This is a genomic window from Bacillus sp. FJAT-27231, assembly GCF_001183975.1.
GTDB lineage: Bacteria > Bacillota > Bacilli > Bacillales > Domibacillaceae > Pseudobacillus > Pseudobacillus wudalianchiensis.
Genome location: NZ_LFZU01000001.1, coordinates 1,677,771 through 1,693,184 on the forward strand (window position 1 = coordinate 1,677,771; position 15,414 = coordinate 1,693,184).

Consider the following 15,414-nt stretch of genomic DNA (forward strand, 5'->3'; position numbering starts at 1 on the left):
ACGAAATGCGCCGCTTATATTTTTTCTTAGGTTAAGTTAGAAAGGGCGCACGGTGGATGCCTTGGCACTAGGAGCCGAAGAAGGACGGGACTAACTCCGATATGCTCCGGGGAGCTGTAAGTAAGCATGGATCCGGAGATTTCCGAATGGGGAAACCCACTGTTCGTAATGGAACAGTATCCCTGCCTGAATACATAGGGCAGGAGAAGGCATACCCGGGGAACTGAAACATCTAAGTACCTGGAGGAAGAGAAAGCAAACGCGATTCCCTGAGTAGCGGCGAGCGAAACGGGAACAGCCCAAACCAGAAGGCTTGCCTTCTGGGGTTGTAGGACACTCTATACGGAGTTACAAAAGAACGGTGTAGGCGAAGAGGTCTGGAAAGGCCCATCAGAGAAGGTAACAATCCTGTAGCCGAAACATCGTTCTCTCCAGAGTGGATCCTGAGTACGGCGGAACACGTGAAATTCCGTCGGAATCCGGGAGGACCATCTCCCAAGGCTAAATACTCCCTAGTGACCGATAGTGAACCAGTACCGTGAGGGAAAGGTGAAAAGCACCCCGGAAGGGGAGTGAAAGAGAACCTGAAACCGTGTGCCTACAAGTAGTCAGAGCCCGTTAATGGGTGATGGCGTGCCTTTTGTAGAATGAACCGGCGAGTTGCGATTTCATGCGAGGTTAAGCCGTAAAGGCGGAGCCGCAGCGAAAGCGAGTCTGAATAGGGCGTATGAGTATGAGGTCGCAGACCCGAAACCAGGTGATCTACCCATGTCCAGGGTGAAGGTAAGGTAACACTTACTGGAGGCCCGAACCCACGCACGTTGAAAAGTGCGGGGATGAGGTGTGGGTAGCGGTGAAATTCCAATCGAACCTGGAGATAGCTGGTTCTCTCCGAAATAGCTTTAGGGCTAGCCTCAAGGGAAGAGTCTTGGAGGTAGAGCACTGTTTGGACTAGGGGCCCCCCTCGGGTTACCGAATTCAGACAAACTCCGAATGCCAAAGACTTATCCTTGGGAGTCAGACTGCGAGTGATAAGATCCGTAGTCAAGAGGGAAACAGCCCAGACCACCAGCTAAGGTCCCCAAGTATACGTTAAGTGGAAAAGGATGTGGAGTTGCTTAGACAACCAGGATGTTGGCTTAGAAGCAGCCACCATTTAAAGAGTGCGTAATAGCTCACTGGTCGAGTGACTCTGCGCCGAAAATGTACCGGGGCTAAACGTATCACCGAAGCTGTGGATGGACACCATGTGGTGTCCGTGGTAGGAGAGCGTTCTAAGGGCTGTGAAGCAGGACCGGAAGGACCTGTGGAGCGCTTAGAAGTGAGAATGCCGGTATGAGTAGCGAAAGAAGGGTGAGAATCCCTTCCACCGAATGCCTAAGGTTTCCTGAGGAAGGCTCGTCCTCTCAGGGTTAGTCGGGACCTAAGCCGAGGCCGATAGGCGTAGGCGATGGACAACAGGTTGATATTCCTGTACCACCTCTTCACCATTTGAGCAATGGGGGGACGCAGGAGGATAGGGCAAGCGCACAGTTGGTTGTGCGTCCAAGCAGTTAGGCCGGTGACGAGGCAAATCCCGTCACCATCAAGGCGGAGCTGTGACGGCGAGGGAAATTTAGTACCGAAGTTCCTGATTCCACACTGCCAAGAAAAGCCTCTAGCGAGGTGAAAGGTGCCCGTACCGCAAACCGACACAGGTAGGCGAGGAGAGAATCCTAAGGTGAGCGAGTGAACTCTCGTTAAGGAACTCGGCAAAATGACCCCGTAACTTCGGGAGAAGGGGTGCTCTTTGGGGTGCATAGCCCTGAGGAGCCGCAGTGAATAGGCCCAGGCGACTGTTTAGCAAAAACACAGGTCTCTGCGAAGCCGTAAGGCGAAGTATAGGGGCTGACGCCTGCCCGGTGCTGGAAGGTTAAGAGGAGGGGTTAGCTCACGCGAAGCTCTGAATTGAAGCCCCAGTAAACGGCGGCCGTAACTATAACGGTCCTAAGGTAGCGAAATTCCTTGTCGGGTAAGTTCCGACCCGCACGAAAGGCGTAACGATCTGGGCACTGTCTCAACGAGAGACTCGGTGAAATTATAGTACCTGTGAAGATGCAGGTTACCCGCGACAGGACGGAAAGACCCCGTGGAGCTTTACTGCAGCCTGATATTGAATTTCGGCACAGCTTGTACAGGATAGGTAGGAGCCTTTGAAACCGGAGCGCCAGCTTCGGTGGAGGCGTCGGTGGGATACTACCCTGGCTGTGTTGAACTTCTAACCCGCACCCGTGATCCGGGTGGGAGACAGTGTCAGGCGGGCAGTTTGACTGGGGCGGTCGCCTCCTAAAAAGTAACGGAGGCGCCCAAAGGTTCCCTCAGAATGGTTGGAAATCATTCGCAGAGTGTAAAGGCACAAGGGAGCTTGACTGCGAGACCTACAAGTCGAGCAGGGACGAAAGTCGGGCTTAGTGATCCGGTGGTTCCGCATGGAAGGGCCATCGCTCAACGGATAAAAGCTACCCCGGGGATAACAGGCTTATCTCCCCCAAGAGTCCACATCGACGGGGAGGTTTGGCACCTCGATGTCGGCTCATCGCATCCTGGGGCTGTAGTCGGTCCCAAGGGTTGGGCTGTTCGCCCATTAAAGCGGTACGCGAGCTGGGTTCAGAACGTCGTGAGACAGTTCGGTCCCTATCCGTCGCGGGCGCAGGAAATTTGAGAGGAGCTGTCCTTAGTACGAGAGGACCGGGATGGACGCACCGCTGGTGTACCAGTTGTCTTGCCAAAGGCATCGCTGGGTAGCTATGTGCGGACGGGATAAGTGCTGAAAGCATCTAAGCATGAAGCCCCCCTCAAGATGAGATTTCCCATAGCGCAAGCTAGTAAGATCCCTGAAAGATGATCAGGTAGATAGGTTCGAGGTGGAAGCGTGGCGACACGTGGAGCTGACGAATACTAATCGATCGAGGACTTAACCACGAAAAGCGGAAGGCGCTGTTCAGCTGTGACAGACACTGGAGAGTCAGCTGAGGAGGTTGTTCTGTAACCTCCACAGAAGACTCGAAGTGATCCGAACAGCTAGCGCCTGGAGCTGGACAAACGAAAAGCAGAAGCAGCCGTTTAGACTCGGCAGACATAAGACGGACCGTCGAAGTGGCGTTCTTTGCCACACAGACGTGACGACTTATGACCGAGAGTCTGGCTGCTGGAGCTGGACAACGCCGCACGGCGTAAAAGCAATAAACCATGACACGGTATTGCCGGTTACTGAAACATATTATCCAGTTTTGAAAGAACAAACTCTTTCAGCTTTATACAGTCTGGTGGCGATAGCGAAGAGGTCACACCCGTTCCCATCCCGAACACGGAAGTTAAGCTCTTCAGCGCCGATGGTAGTTGGGGGATTCCCCCTGTGAGAGTAGGACGTTGCCAGGCAAATAAAAAAGAACAGCGCATTTGTGCTGTTCTTTTTTTATTTGTTCAATGGATATATTTTTATAGCCTAGAGAGAGTTATAAGATATAACTCTCTCTAGGCCTAAAGACCAACTTTATAATTTAAGCGAACAGTGTGCCAATGAAGCAATATACAATGATCACAACAAATAAGATGGTTAAGTGGTTGAGCGAGAAAATAAACATAGTGGTTGCCCACTTCTCAGGCGACATTTTTTTATAGCCAATGACACTGAGAATAAACCACGCAGAACTCAAGAGAAATGCTAATAAAGCTATACCTATATGCAAACCGGCAAAAAGAAAGCTGCCGGCCATTAAAGCTGCTAAATAGATATTCGTTTGTGCATAAGTCCGCTTAAATCCTTTCACAACAGGAAGCATAGGAACATTCGCTGCCTTATAGTCATTATGCTTACGGATGGCAATGGCATAAAAGTGTGGCATTTGCCAAAGGACCATAATGATAAAAAGCCCGAGCAGTTCAAGATGCATGAGATCAGAAGTAATAGCAGCCCAGCCTATAAGCGGGGGCATGGCGCCAGAGAGACTTCCAATTTCCGTGTTGTAAACGGTACGGCGTTTTGACCACATCGTATAAGGGACAACGTATAGAAATAATCCCAAAAAGCCAAAGAAAGCTGCGAGTGGTGAGGCTATAGCAAGGAACAATAGTCCAAACAAAGACATGACACTCCCGAGGAGAAGTGCAAGTTTTGGTTGGATGGCTCCTGTTACTGTTGGCCGCTTTTTGGTCCGGTCCATAACCGAATCGATATCTCGATCGTATAAATTGTTAAATGTTCCTGCAGCACCAATAACAAGTGCTGAGCCGGCGATAGTTAATAAAATCTCCGCAAGTTTATCAAATGGGCTCATATTATTTATATATAAGGCTAAGGCCAATCCTGCAAATACGGCAATCAAGTTCGATTTAATGATGCCTGTCTTAATGGTTTCTGCCAAAATCTTGGTTAGATTCTGTTTCGGCATTGCTAGAGAGGCTTTTTGCACACTACTATCCATTTTTACATCACTCCGCATTTTTTCCCCTCTTTTCTATCTGAAAATATCTATCCTTTGTTAGTTTACCATAATTCATACGTCAAAAGTACAGTGAGCTTTGACAACTTTAGAACAAACTGTCCAGAAAGATTTTTATCGAAAGATAGCTGATAAATTAAAAAAATAGATAGGACTATCGCTTTTAAAGAGCTAATAGAAGAGTTCAATGAAAGGGAATATAATGTAGAAAAAACAAGATTCTATCTTATAAAATAACCTGAGAAGTATTACCTATGAAAATATAAATCTGTTGTCTCGAAAACTGCATATCTTATTGAGATAAATGTCATTCTTTAGTAATATCTAGTATAAAAGGGCATATATATTTCTATAGAAAATAGTCAAAAGTTTTATCATCATCACGCTGGTTAAGCGATTTTGCATATAAAAAGGCGGAGGAATAATAGTGATTCAAAATAAGGAAGAAGCAGAATGTATAAATGAATCAATAAAGTGGCTTAATGATCGGATAAAAGAAATGTTGCTAATAGTAGATAAAGAAGGGAAAATCAAGTATCTAAATTTTCCGTTTGAGCAGGCTGTACAAACTTCATTAGCTGAGCTTCTTGATCAATCATTTTTGGAGCTAGTACATCCGGAAGATCGACAAAGGGTAGAGGATCAGTTATTTTTTCAGCAAAACAATGTAAATATGCATCCGTTCATCCATCGTTGTAACTGTAAAAATGACGCTTTTTCCGTTATTCAATGGGAGACGATAGAAAGAGATGAACAAGGCTGGATTAGAATGATCGGTCATCCTATAAAGGATAAAAAATGGAAGGAAGAAACGGACAGAGGGGAAGGAGAACAGCTTCTTTTAGACGGCATTCAAAATATTAATGAAGTAATTTGTATCTATGATATAGAGAAGAAGCAGTATCTATATGCTACACCTTCTTTTAAAGAGTTTTGGGGGTTTGATATAGAACAATCTTACATGGATCCAGCGGTTGTAAGTAAGAGAATACGCAATGCTACACCAGAAGAAATCCGTGCTTGTTTCTCTACTCCAACCGATACCCCAAGAGAAATGGAATTTGAATTAAGAGGAGAAGGGGAAGAGCATTCCCGGTGGATTAAAACAAAAATTATTCCGATTGCTAATGGGGAAAAAACAGCCAGCCGGTACATTTGTGTCTCTTGTGATATCACGAAATGGAAGGAGCAGGACAGGCTTGCTGAAAAGTGGGATAAGCTAGGAATGATTGGTCAGCTAGCAGCAGGGATTGCTCATGAGATTAGAAATCCACTAACGGCCGTTAAAGGATTTGTCCAGCTCTTAGGAAAGGAAACAAATAGTCAATATAACGAGATCATCGTATCAGAGCTTGAACGGATTGAGTTTATTATGAATGAATTTTTATTCCTTGCTAAGCCGCAGCAAGACATGAAATTAGAAACAAGGAACATGAATAAATTAATAAAAGAGGTCGTGAATTTTATGAAGCCAGAAGCTTTATTAAATGACGTTACCATTCATGTTCGGTGTGATAGCTCCCTCCCGCTTGTCTGTTGCGAACCTCAGCAAATAAAGCAAGTGATGATCAACCTAATTAAAAACGCCGTAGAGGCGATGCCGAGCGGAGGAAATATATTAATCCAAACAGCGGCAAAATCAAGAGGTTATGCTTCTATCGAAGTATGTGATGAAGGAATAGGCATCCCTGAGGATAAATTGCAGAAGTTATTTGAACCTTTTTATACGAGTAAGGAAACAGGGACGGGATTAGGGTTAATGGTTAGCAAAAAAATTATCGAGGATCATAAAGGCAGCCTTACATTTTCGAGTGAGGTAGGAAAAGGAACAGCAGCGTTGATTTTGTTGCCTGGAGCGGATGATGAATGAATAAAAAGGACAGTCGATATAATGACTGTCCTTTTTAGATGGTTAAAAAATTTATCAGCTTCTATAAGATGTATCGCGAATTACGGTGTAATTTGTGAAGCGGGCAGCGTAATGATTTTTCCGCCAATTTGTATGTGAATAGTATCGTTAAAAATTGCTTTGACGATTCCTTTTAAAGAAACAGTTGAATCAACAGCGATCTTCTTTGTCTCAGAATTTGCAGCCATCTATCCCAGCCTCCAATCAGGTAATTGAAATCAAGCAGATGTAAAACATAAATTGTAAGTTAATTATCGCACGTACATAGGAAGGGTGTCAATTTAAGATCTTCCTGATAATTTCCTATAAATTTTCGAAAATGTTTTATACCTTTCGCCAACCGCTCCGACTAGTTCAGCAATCATATGAAGAACGGCTAGAAGAAGGACCATAATAGCGAGCGAAGCCCATAGAGTGGCAGATGACAAGAGAATAGCGGCTACGCTAAATAGAATGCCAAAGCCGTAAATAACGAGTACCGTATTTCTATGAGATAGCCCTAAAGCTAAAATCCTGTGGTGAAGATGGGATTTATCCGGCGCTGAAATAGGTTTCTTATTGATAATTCGGCGGATGATCGCGAAAAGAGTATCAAATACAGGAACCCCCAAAATAATAACCGGGATGATGATGCTGAATAGGGTAACACTTTTATACAGGCCGAGAAGAGATAATACGGCAATAACGTAGCCAAGAAATAAGGCTCCGGTATCTCCCATGAAAATCTTAGCTGGGTGGAAGTTGTAGCGTAAAAAGCCAAGCGTACTTCCTAGAACAATTAACGCTAACGTTAAAATTAATACTTTTCCAGAGAGAGCCGCTAAAATAGCGATAGAAGCAATCCCGATGGATGAAATACCTGCTGCTAAGCCATCTAATCCGTCAATTAAGTTGACTGCATTGGTAATCCCTACAATCCAAAAGACCGTAAATGGATAAGCTAACAATCCAAGCTGAATCTTTTCATTAATAAATGGAATGGTAATAAAATCAATTGTTAGGCCAGAACTCACAATAAGCACGGCAATAAGAATTTGGCCAATAAATTTAGTTTTAGCGGAAAGCTCATATAAATCGTCGAAAATCCCTAACACTACAATCAACAGCGCTCCGATGCTAATCGTAGCAACGCGCTCTTCGTACAAGCCTGCAGCAAAGAAACCAGCCGCCACTCCAATAAAAATGGCGAGCCCTCCTAATCTAGGCATGAGGGTTTGGTGCACTTTTCTCTCATTCGGTTTATCAACTGCTCCTATTTTTATCGCTAATTTAATGACGAAAGGCGTAATAACCAAAGCCGTAATGAACGATACTGCAAAAGCTAAAAAAAGTTGTAGGTTCAATTTAATAAAGCTCCTTTATGACTAAGTCCTATTAATATAAGACGGTCTTAAAATTCTAATCTCTCAATTTGATAATAAAAGAAAGTAGCAAATAGCACAATAACTATTACTCGTATTCGCGATAATTCAATCTTTTTGTCGAGAAAAGATGGGAAAATAGCGGTCATTTGCTTTAAAACTAGAAAATTAACACTCTTCTCCATCAATCGACTGTTTAGCTGAAACTTCTCTATTTGTATGATAACAGAAATGGGCGAGAATATTAACATATTATGTAACGAGAGTGGTATTACAAATGAAAAAAATTGATGTAATTATTGTCGGTGGTGGATTGGCATGGCTGTCTTGCGGCTTAGAGCTGTCGAGTAAGGGGAAAAGTCTTCTTTTACTTGAGCGAGAGGGTGCAGTGGGCGGAAGAACTTCTTCTTATAATTTAGACGGCATAGATGTAGAATCTGGCTTTCACCGATACATTGGATATTACACACACTTGCCTACAGTGCTCCGAAAAGCGGGGGGAGAACTGTCCGAAATCTTCATGTGGGAAGAGAAAGTACACGTTAGAGTAAATGCTGAGAAGCCGCTAGTGCTCGGCATGGCTCCTTTATTCGGAATGATTAAAACAGTTAATGGCTTGGTAGGGAACAGACGGTATTTATCATTAAAAGTCAAGCTGTCATAGCTTCCTCTTGTATGAACGGGTTGAAGGATTACGTTATGTCCTCTCGTAAGCTCGATCAACATAGTATTAAAGAGTATGCTGCAAAATACAATGTAACAAATAGAGCTTTTCATCGTCTCATTGTTCCTTTAAGTTCAAGAGTGTTCTTTTTACCTCCTGAACGCTACTCTGCTTATGTATTTTTTTCCTTATTGGCTCCGGCTATTCCTAAATTTTATAAAATGAGAGTAAGTACTTATTTAGGTGGCATGACAGAGGTGATGTGTCCTAATTGCTGATCAAATTATAAAGAACGACGGCAGCGGCCGAACACATTCTAAAATTGAGACACTGGTGATCGAAGAGGGAAAAGTAAAAGGAATCCGATTAGAGGACGGACAAGTATACAGAGCTCAACATACTGTGCAAGCTGTTACTCTACATGCCGCTAAGAAGCTGCTGAAACCGGTGGTTGAAAATCATCCGATGTTTCAGCTTCCGTTAATGCCAGCAGTCAGTTTCCAAATTGAGATGACTAAACCGGCTATTCCAATTGATGTAACAACATTTGCTCCTTTTACATGCTTATCAAGCTTTGCAGAGTATGCTCGAACGACATTTCCAGCTTCTAAGGGGAGACTATCCATTATACTCAGCCCTCCTGAAAATTTCCCCGATTTAGAGCCGGAATAGACACTAAAGTTTATAATAGGGGATGTCCGGAAGACCGGCTTAGACTTGGAAGGTAATATACTGGACTATCGCCAGGTTAACCATAAATATGATTCCCATAGTCTCGAACCAGGCTTTCAAGGTCTTCGCCAAACTCAACAAACATCCGTAGAAGGGTTGATTCTAGCCGGTGATTACACAGGACAGCCTTATTTTGCCACAATGGAAGGAGCTGTTTTGTCAGGATTGAAAGCGGTAAATTTAATAAAATGGTTCATGAGTTTATAGAGGGAGAGGTCTAACTTTTAGGACGCCTCCTAGTTTTTAATAAAAAGCATTTTGCCCGAACAACAGAAACATAAAGGGTATCCTAATAAGCAGCAAATGCAATGAAAGAAGAAAGATAAAAATGTTTATAGACAGTCGGAGGGTGAAAGAGGATGGGGAAAATTTCCACTTGGATTAGTTTACTGCTGTTTGTAATATTATCTTTAACGTATAAACAGCCTTTAGTTGAAAAATATGATACGGCGGTCATTTTATTTTTCGAGAGGGTCCGGACAGGATTTTTTAATGATTTATTTTATTTGTTTACCCAAATTGGCTCGATTAAGGTTCTTCTTCCTGTAGCCGTTGTTGTGTCTCTATTAATGGTAATACAGAAGCAATATCGCCAATCTTTCTTTGTTATGCTGGCATTTTGGGGAGCGAGATGGACGAATCAATTTTTAAAAGAGATATTTGAAAGAGAGCGCCCTTCTTTTCAGCCTCTCATTGAGGCAGGAAGCTATAGCTTTCCAAGCGGGCATACGATGAACTCTACTATTTTTCTGGGCTTTTTATTTTATTTATTCATTTATATTTTACAAATAGGCAAGAGATATTCGTTCATATGGCTGCTGGCTGTCATTGCAACGGTTACACTGATTGCCATCAGCCGAGTTTATTTGGGCGTGCATTATCTGTCAGATATTATAGCAGGCGCCTGTGCCGGTTTAGTGGTCTTATCTTTCATCATCTATCTATATAATCGTTCAGCAAGGTTGTGACCGGTAAAAATGAATAAAGACGGAGCTTAAAGACATACTAAAACCGATTACCTGAAAGGAAGGGATGCAGTATGTCATTAGAATGGTTTGACCGGGTTAGTGAAGAGCTTCAAGATCACCTTGAATCGATTTGTGAAAAGTATGATGAAGTGGGCCATATGACGATTGACAGAGCAGCGAAGCATCCCCGGATCGAGTTTTTTGTAGAAACGAGTGAGGATGAGGGCGAATACTTCTGCTCGTTATATTTCGATCCTTACAATGAGGAGTTCTATGTAAAAACGTTAGAATTAGACTTAGAACAAATGTCTAAAACCGTTCTCCCGGACATTGAAGATATCATTGACGAGGTTCATGAAAGCTTCCATGAGTTTATGGAAGGCGGAAGCGGCTGGGATGACGATGACGAATTTGAATTCGAATTCGAAGCAAATGAAGAAGTAGACGAAGTGTTTGATCAAATAGATGTGGAATGGTCTACACCGGAAGTGACGGCTTACGCTCATGAAGATGAAGTGGAAGTGACATATCAATTCGGTGTCATTGAGGAAACAGGCGATGGAGTTCTTCGGCGGGTGAATCGAATAAAAACGGTGGATGACGAATTAATAGAAGATGAAACAAATTTCATTTTCAGTAAAGAGGAAGCGAATACGATTATCGCTATGATTGCTAGTCATGCGGACTCTCTTAGCGAATTTAACTTTGACAGGTATTAACACTGCTGTCCAACCATTACTTATTTTAAAAGAACTGTTCTTAAAGTTAGTTTTTTCTAACTTAGTGAACAGTTCTTTTTTTATTGCCCTCCTTTTTGTGAAAAAAATATAAGAACACAGTCCTATTCAAAGAAAAAATAGGAACCTTAGTCTAGTTTTATTTCATGAAGACTCCTATTTCCTAGTCTATTGGTTTTGTGAAAATAGGAATAGGCGGTAATGCAAAAAGGGAGACAAAAGCTTGAAAATAGAGACAGGAAATAAGTTTAAATAAGGGGGCATTTTACTTGACGAATGACCAGCCTATTAACACAGTTCAGTTTGTTGTTTTTTCAGTAAATGGGCAATTGTGCTCGTTATCTATAGAGGAGGTAGTAGAGATCCTTCTAGTGCCAGTGATCACAAGTATTCCAGGAATCCATGAAACGATAGAAGGAGTGATCAATCTTAGAGGAAATATTATTCCTGTTATTAGCCTGCATAAGCGTTTTCAGCTTCCTCCAGCGATCAAACATAAAAAGAATCGAATTGTAATTGTACAGGGAGACAATGAGAATATTGGCCTCATTGTAGAGGAAGTAAAAATGGTCACAAAATTTGAAGAAGATAATGTGGAACCTCCTCCAGGAGTACAGCTGGAAAAAGATATTTTTAAAGGCTTTGCAAAATTTGATGGTCAAGTGATTGGGGTTTTAGATTTGAAAAAAGTTCTGTATAGCTTGGGAGCATAAAGAATTTTATGGAAAAGGGGGAGTCGGAATGGCCGATTTTGATTTGTCCGCTTATCTCGGGGTCTTCCTTGATGAAGTAGATGAACAACTGCAAATACTGGATTCGGAAATTTTAATTTTGGAAGAAAAACCGTCTGATACGCAAACGATCCAAAACATCTTTCGGGCCGCTCACACGTTGAAGGGATCATCTGCTTCGATGGGGTTTGAGAAAATGAAAGAGTTCACTCATCATTTAGAAAATGTGTTTGATCTGATTCGCAATCAGCTTCTGACTGTTACACCTGCTTTAGTGGATATTATTTTTGAAAGCATCGACTTTATAAAGAGGTTAAAAGAAGCAATTGTTAACGGCAGTCTCGATAAGATGGACATTATTCCGCATGTAGATAAGCTGCATCAACTAAAGAGAGATGGTGAGCAGCCGCCGAAAAAAGAAGAAGTAACCCCTAAGTCAACAGGCAAGGTGCCAGTTAAATTGGATGACTATCAAAAGAATGTGATTCGAAATGCTTATACATTTGGTCATAATGCCGTAGCTGTATCGGTTAGTTTAATGAAAGATACATTGATGAAAAATGTAAGAGCTTTGCTCGTTCATAACAATTTAAGGGAAGCAGGAGAGATTATTGCTGCTTTTCCTCCTGTTGAAGAAATGGAAAAAGAAACAGATTTCACAGGAGACATGACCTACATTCTTCTAACCATGCAAACAAAGCAGGAAATCATCGATATTGTAAGCCAAGTATCAGATATTGAATCGGTGGATGTTGTAGAACTGGCAGAAGCAGATACTGGCGCCCCTATAACCGAAGCAGCAAATGAGGACATAAAGGAAACGAAGGAGCCAGAAATTATCGAAACGGAGAAACGCAGTTCTATCAAACAGAAAGTCCATCCGACTGTTCGGGTTGATGTAGATAGATTAGAACATCTGATGAACTTAGTGGGAGAACTAGTGATTGATCAAACGAGGTTAGTCGATGTTAGAAGCCGGCTGACAGAAAATGAAACGAGTCGGGAGGATGATATCGATACATTAGATGAAGTGACTAACCATTTGAGCAGAGTCATTACTGAGCTTCAAGAAGGAATGATGAAGACGAGAATGCTGCCGATTGAACAGTTGTTTAATCGTTTTCCACGAATGGTCCGGGATACTGCACAAAAATCAGAAAAAGAAATTGAGTTTATTATGGAAGGAAAAGAAACCGAATTAGATCGAAGTCTAATAGAAGAAATCAGTGATCCGATTATTCATTTGTTGCGGAATTCTATTGACCACGGGATCGAGGCACCAGAGGAAAGAGAAAAAATAGGCAAACCCCGTAAAGGAAAAATTGTTTTACGAGCAGCCCATGAAGAAAATCATATTGTCATTTCCATAAAGGATGACGGTAAAGGAATTGATCCGCAAAAGGTTAAAGAATCAGCTATTAAGCGAGGGAGCATTTCAGAGGAAGAAGCTAACAAGCTGACAGATAAGGAGTTAATTTTTCTTATTTTTAAATCTGGTGTGTCCACCGCTGAGAAAATTACTGACATATCAGGCCGGGGCGTCGGGATGGATATTGTTCGTGCCCATATAGAAAATTTGAATGGCCTTATCGATATTGAATCTACTGTGGGAGAAGGCACAATTTTCACAGTTAAGCTGCCGCTCACTTTAGCGATTATTAGTTCCCTTCTCGTAAAATTTGGAGCTAAGACATTTGCTATCCCATTAGTTAATGTATTGGAGATTATTAGATTAAATACAGACGATATCCAAATCGTCAACAATAAAGAGGTAGGGCTTGTTAGGGGAAGAGTTCTTCCACTCGTAAGGATGAAGGAGAGACTTCAAATTGAGGATGATGAATCTATCCCTAAGCACAAGCATAGAGAGTTTGTCATAGTTGTGGGAATAGCAGACAAAAGAATTGGCTTAATTGCTGATAAAACATTGGGAAATCAAGAAATTGTCATTAAATCACTTGGCAAGTACGTCGGTTCTCCTCCATATATAGCGGGAGCTACAATCATGGGCGATGGGAGTGTAGCGTTAATATTGGACGTATCTTCTGTTGTTCGAGAAGAAGGAGCACAGCTTTTAGAAAATATTGAGATCAATAGAAAGAAAGAATTAAAAGAAGAACAGCAATTTGTCACATTTAAGCTGGATACGGAGGAATACGGGCTTGAAATTCAAAGAGCTAAGGATATTGTGTCAGTACCTAATATTACAAAGGTAGTGAATACATCTGACGATTTACTAGGAATTATTAATTTGCGTGGAACGATGCTTCCAGTTGTAGATTTACGAAAAAGGTTTCATTTAGAAGTAAAAGAAATCACGCAAAAATCGAGAATCATTGTAGTTGAAAATGAAGGAGAAGATGTTGGGTTCCTTGTAGATGAAGTGACTCAAGTATTAAAGACAAACCATCATCAGATTGAACACCCTCCAGCAGGCAGTCAATATAATCATTCTGATTTAATTAAGGGAATTAGCAAGGATGGAAATCGAGTAGTCATTCTGCTGGACTTTGATAAGATTATTCATTCAACGGATATACAGCCTATTCAACAGCCATTTAACAACGAAGAACCTATTTTAAAAGCCAATTAACAAATATACTAGGAGGGTTTCAACATGAGTTTTTTTAGAAAAACAAACTACCAAATGGAACAAATTTTAATGAATTCTTCAAATTTTGATCACGACTTATTGAACCTTGCTACTGCGCTTAGCCAGCTAACGGCCGGCAACCAGCAGCAGTCGGCATCTTTAGAAAAGGCCGAGGCTGTGATGGCTAACCTGTTAAAATCCATCAATGGGGTGATCATTAATGCTGACAGCCTGCGAGAATCGACGAGCAAGTCATTTGTTACCTTAGAAGGTATTTTAACGGCTATTACAGGGCTTGATCAAAATATACAAAGCAGTTCACTATCTGTAGAAGAAGTGACGGCAGCGATGGAAGAGATGGCTAGCCAAATAAGAGGAGTAGCTCAAAACTCCGATCAATTAACTGTATCTGCAAAAGGAGCAACTGATGCAATTCAGGAAATGGCGGCATCGATCCAACAAGTTTCCGGCAACGCTCACAGTACGACTAAATCAGTAGAGAGCATTTCGGCAGCGATGGAACAAATGAGCAAGTCGATTGCTGGAGTAGCAGAAAATGCTAGCAGCTTAACGATTTCTGCAAAAGAAACAAGTGATTCTATTCAAGAGTTAGCAGCATCAATTCAACAGGTTGCTGGCAATACGGAAAGGACAGCAGCATCGGTCGAACAAATTTCTGCTTCGATCGAGCAAATGGCCGTATCCATTAAGGGAGTATCCGCGAACGCTGAAAGTTTAACAGCCTCTGCTCAAGAAACGAACAGTGCGATTCAAGAAATGGCTGCTTCGATTGAGCAAGTGGCTGGCAATACGCAAAGTGCCTCAAGATCAGTGGAGGAAGTATCCGCGGCCATTGAGGAAATGGCCGCTTCGATTGAGCAAGTGGCTGGCAACGCCGAAAGCCTAACATTATCAGCAAAAGAGACAAACGATGGGGTCCAAGAAATGGCCGCTTCGATTGAGCAAGTTGCTAAGAATGCTCAAAGCACTTCGGGGGCAGTGGAGGAAGTATCTGCTGCTATCGAAGAGATGGGAAGCCAAATTAAAGGTGTTGCCCAAAACGGAGAAGTATTGGCTGTATCGGTAGAATCAACAGGATCAGCTATTCAAGAAATGGCCGCATCGATTCAGCAAGTAGCCGGCAATGCCGAGAGCACAGCTGGATCGGTTGAACAAGTGTCCTCTGCGGTTGAAGAGATCGGTAACTCTATTAAAAATGTAGCGCAAAACGCTGAAAA

The 15,414-nt window shown here is 42.3% G+C and carries 12 protein-coding genes and 2 rRNA genes; 10 read left to right on the plus strand and 4 right to left on the minus strand.

What is annotated here, in order from left to right; translation table 11 throughout:
* The first annotated feature begins 29 nt into the window (after positions 1–29).
* Positions 30–2,961, plus strand: a 23S ribosomal RNA gene (locus AC623_RS07900).
* Positions 2,962–3,301: 340 nt separating this feature from the next.
* Positions 3,302–3,417 (plus strand): 5S ribosomal RNA (gene rrf / locus AC623_RS07905).
* Positions 3,418–3,539: 122 nt separating this feature from the next.
* On the opposite strand, the gene cyoE is transcribed toward rrf, so the two are convergent.
* A complete protein-coding gene (cyoE, locus tag AC623_RS07910; protein ID WP_049661946.1) occupies positions 3,540–4,481 on the minus strand; it encodes a heme o synthase in 942 nt (313 codons plus the stop codon).
* Positions 4,482–4,908: 427 nt separating this feature from the next.
* Between cyoE and AC623_RS20770 the strand changes: the two genes are divergently transcribed.
* The gene (locus AC623_RS20770; RefSeq protein WP_053104093.1) at positions 4,909–6,351 is read left to right on the plus strand and encodes an ATP-binding protein; all 1,443 of its coding nucleotides are present in this window, start codon (positions 4,909–4,911) and stop codon (positions 6,349–6,351) included.
* An 80-nt stretch (positions 6,352–6,431) separates the two neighbouring features.
* On the opposite strand, the gene AC623_RS21720 is transcribed toward AC623_RS20770, so the two are convergent.
* A complete protein-coding gene (locus AC623_RS21720; protein ID WP_176713750.1) occupies positions 6,432–6,578 on the minus strand; it encodes a hypothetical protein in 147 nt (48 codons plus the stop codon).
* Between the two features lie 93 nt (positions 6,579–6,671).
* Complete coding sequence (locus AC623_RS07920; RefSeq protein ID WP_049661947.1) at positions 6,672–7,733, minus strand: glycosyltransferase family 4 protein; 1,062 nt, start codon at positions 7,731–7,733, stop codon at positions 6,672–6,674.
* A gap of 295 nt (positions 7,734–8,028) precedes the next feature.
* Between AC623_RS07920 and AC623_RS07925 the strand changes: the two genes are divergently transcribed.
* Together AC623_RS07925 and AC623_RS07930 are read left to right on the plus strand one after the other, a co-directional pair.
* Positions 8,029–8,415, plus strand: coding sequence for an NAD(P)-binding protein (locus AC623_RS07925; protein WP_049661948.1), 387 nt, complete (start codon positions 8,029–8,031; stop codon positions 8,413–8,415).
* Between the two features lie 35 nt (positions 8,416–8,450).
* On the plus strand, positions 8,451–8,693 hold the full coding sequence (locus tag AC623_RS07930; protein WP_049661949.1) for a hypothetical protein: 243 nt from the start codon (positions 8,451–8,453) through the stop codon (positions 8,691–8,693).
* A gap of 192 nt (positions 8,694–8,885) precedes the next feature.
* Here AC623_RS07930 and AC623_RS21890 read toward each other — a convergent pair whose 3' ends face one another.
* Positions 8,886–9,041, minus strand: a complete 156-nt coding sequence (locus AC623_RS21890; protein ID WP_231603413.1) for a hypothetical protein — start codon at positions 9,039–9,041, stop codon at positions 8,886–8,888.
* 91 nt (positions 9,042–9,132) lie between these two features.
* On the opposite strand from AC623_RS21890, the gene AC623_RS07940 reads away from it, so the two are divergent.
* The 5 genes from AC623_RS07940 (at position 9,133) to AC623_RS07960 (ending at position 14,176) form a co-directional block, all read left to right on the plus strand.
* The gene (locus tag AC623_RS07940; RefSeq protein WP_049661951.1) at positions 9,133–9,354 is read left to right on the plus strand and encodes an FAD-dependent oxidoreductase; all 222 of its coding nucleotides are present in this window, start codon (positions 9,133–9,135) and stop codon (positions 9,352–9,354) included.
* A gap of 152 nt (positions 9,355–9,506) precedes the next feature.
* Complete coding sequence (locus AC623_RS07945; protein WP_049661952.1) at positions 9,507–10,115, plus strand: phosphatase PAP2 family protein; 609 nt, start codon at positions 9,507–9,509, stop codon at positions 10,113–10,115.
* Positions 10,116–10,186: 71 nt separating this feature from the next.
* Positions 10,187–10,834: a hypothetical protein gene (locus AC623_RS07950; RefSeq protein ID WP_049661953.1), complete on the plus strand. Its 648-nt coding sequence runs from the start codon at positions 10,187–10,189 to the stop codon at positions 10,832–10,834.
* A 287-nt stretch (positions 10,835–11,121) separates the two neighbouring features.
* Positions 11,122–11,565, plus strand: a complete 444-nt coding sequence (locus tag AC623_RS07955) for a chemotaxis protein CheW (RefSeq protein ID WP_156187008.1) — start codon at positions 11,122–11,124, stop codon at positions 11,563–11,565.
* Between the two features lie 28 nt (positions 11,566–11,593).
* Positions 11,594–14,176 carry a chemotaxis protein CheW gene (locus AC623_RS07960; protein ID WP_049661954.1) on the plus strand — a complete coding sequence of 861 codons (2,583 nt, stop codon included), beginning with the start codon at positions 11,594–11,596 and terminating at the stop codon, positions 14,174–14,176.
* Positions 14,177–15,414: the final 1,238 nt, after the last annotated feature.

Excerpts from the sequence above, each read along its gene's own strand:
- AC623_RS07930 (WP_049661949.1), top strand. The coding sequence starts at position 8,451 with ATGTCCTCTCGTAAGCTCGATCAACATAGTATTAAAGAGTATGCTGCA.
- cyoE (WP_049661946.1), bottom strand. The coding sequence starts at position 4,481 with ATGCGGAGTGATGTAAAAATGGATAGTAGTGTGCAAAAAGCCTCTCTA.
- AC623_RS07960 (WP_049661954.1), top strand. The coding sequence starts at position 11,594 with ATGGCCGATTTTGATTTGTCCGCTTATCTCGGGGTCTTCCTTGATGAA.
- AC623_RS21720 (WP_176713750.1), bottom strand. The coding sequence starts at position 6,578 with ATGGCTGCAAATTCTGAGACAAAGAAGATCGCTGTTGATTCAACTGTT.
- AC623_RS07945 (WP_049661952.1), top strand. The coding sequence starts at position 9,507 with ATGGGGAAAATTTCCACTTGGATTAGTTTACTGCTGTTTGTAATATTA.
- AC623_RS21890 (WP_231603413.1), bottom strand. The coding sequence starts at position 9,041 with ATGGATAGTCTCCCCTTAGAAGCTGGAAATGTCGTTCGAGCATACTCT.
- AC623_RS07950 (WP_049661953.1), top strand. The coding sequence starts at position 10,187 with ATGTCATTAGAATGGTTTGACCGGGTTAGTGAAGAGCTTCAAGATCAC.
- AC623_RS07925 (WP_049661948.1), top strand. The coding sequence starts at position 8,029 with ATGAAAAAAATTGATGTAATTATTGTCGGTGGTGGATTGGCATGGCTG.